Annotated in this window: 2 protein-coding genes; both read left to right on the forward strand. The window is 43.7% G+C overall.

Annotated elements, in window-relative coordinates:
- Positions 1-255 (forward strand): phasin family protein (locus ACFVSH_RS25795; protein WP_387708617.1); only part of this gene is annotated, 255 nt, incomplete at its 5' end.
- 15 nt (positions 256-270) lie between these two features.
- The gene (locus ACFVSH_RS25800; protein WP_387596530.1) at positions 271-1,941 is read left to right on the forward strand and encodes an ABC1 kinase family protein; all 1,671 of its coding nucleotides are present in this window, start codon (positions 271-273) and stop codon (positions 1,939-1,941) included.
- The last annotated feature ends 230 nt before the right edge of the window (positions 1,942-2,171 follow it).

The raw sequence follows: 2,171 nt of genomic DNA on the forward strand, positions 1-2,171 counted from the left end.
GCTACAAAAGAGAAAATTGAAAAAGCAGTGGACTCTCTTGTGAAAAAAGGCGATATCTCAAAAGAAGACTCCAAGGTTCTTATTAAGCAATGGGTCGAAAAAGGGGAACAAGCCCAAAAGCAGCTGGATGATTCCGTCAAGGCCAAAGTCAACCAAGCGCTCAATGGCCTAAACTTGGCAACTAAAGAAGAAGTTCAGGAATTGGAGCGCCGTATCGCGATTTTGGAAAAACAGAACCAAAACATACAATCCTGATCAGGAGGTACTTGAATGTTTCGCAAGCGACTGAAACACGCACATCGTTACCAAGAAATCATTAATGCCTTCTTGAAAAATGGTTTTGGTTACTTCATCTATCGTCTGGGATTATCCGAGAGCAAAGCTGCATCGAAACTCCAACCTGATGAAAACCTGAACCTCCGCTCCATTGGGGAGAGGCTGCATACGATATTACAAAGCTTGGGACCTACATTCATAAAACTTGGTCAGATTGCAAGTACGAGGCGTGATTTCGTTCCTGAAGAAATCGTCCGCGAACTTGAAAAGCTACAGGACCAAGTCACCCCCTTTCCATTTGAGAGGGTTCGCAAAATTGTCGAAGCCGAATTGGGTGATTCTTTGGAAAACCTTTTTCTTGAATTTCATGAAACCCCACTGGCAACCGCTTCGATCGGTCAGGTCCACACGGCACGGCTTCCATCACAGGAAGTCGTAGCAATCAAAGTGCAGCGGCCCGATATCCTGCCGATTGTGGAAACGGATTTGGAAATTCTCGATGATTTGGCAAGACTAATGGAAGCACGCATATCTTGGGCAAGACGCTACCAAATCAGAAAAATGATTGATGAATTCGCTAAATCACTCCGTGCAGAACTCGATTATAACTCCGAGGGTCGAAACGGGGAAAGAATAGCCAAGCAATTCATCGATGATCAAGGGTTTAAGGTACCAAGGATCCATTGGGAATTTTCCACAAAAAGGGTCCTGACGATGGATTTCATTCAAGGAATTAAGATCAATCATTATAAACAGCTTGATGATGAAGGTTATGATCGCCGGAAAATCGCGGAAAGATTAGCGAATTCCATGCTTCAGCAAATATTGATCGATGGCTTCTACCACGGCGATCCCCACCCTGGCAATATCATCATTTTGCCAGGGAATGTCGTCGCACTTATGGATTTCGGAATGGTGGGACGGTTGGAGGAAGAGACGAAGTTTCAGTTCGCCTCGCTTGTCATCAATTTGAAACGCGGCAGCACCAATGGATTGATCAAGACGCTTTCAGAGATGGGCCTCCTGACGGACGAAATCGACATGGCCCCATTAAGAGGGGATATCGATGAACTTCGAAATAAATATTATGATATCCCATTGAGCCAAATCAGCCTAGGCGGAGCTGTCAATGACCTGTTCACGGTTGCCAATCGGCATCAAGTCCAAATCCCTCCCGAATTCACGATGCTCGGCAAGGCTTTGCTTACCATGGAGGCCATTGTCGAAGGATTAGATCCGAATTTCAGCATTATGAAGGCAGCTGAACCTTTTGGAGAAAGGCTTTTTAAGGAACGCTACAACCCCAAGAACATTGCGAAGAACGCCTGGAATCAATTCATCGAGTCTGCTGAAGCCATTGCCGAATTGCCAAAGGATATCAGGGAAGTGACAGGTATCATTAAAAAAGGAAAATTACGGCTTGATATCAACATTCCCGAACTCCAAGTGTTTTTACATAAGCTTGATCAAATCTCGAACCGGCTGTCTTTCAGCATTATCCTGCTAGCATTCAGTATAATCATGGTCGGTCTCATTATCGGCTCTGCAATAGGCGGGGAAACCTTGATCCTATGGAAGATACCGGTTATCGAGATTGGATTTGTCGTTGCAACCCTAATGTTCTTACTTATGCTCTACACCATTTTCAGATCCGGAAAAATGTAAACTTACGAAAAATGGGTTCGGATTGATTCCCGAACCATGATTTTAAAACATGACTAGGGTATCACCCATGTTTTTACTGTTATATAAATGAAACCCTCGTTTAATTGAAGAAGATGTAACGATACACCTGTTGAGGCTTAGCTCAACCCGAGGAAAAGAAGCTGATTTCTTAAGGCTCCTTTCGTAAAGATTGTTGTTTTTAAAAACTAAACGATTTAAGGTTGATTGGA

Origin of the sequence: Peribacillus sp. NPDC058002 (assembly GCF_042886655.1) — a bacterium.
GTDB lineage: Bacteria > Bacillota > Bacilli > Bacillales > DSM-1321 > Peribacillus > Peribacillus aracenensis.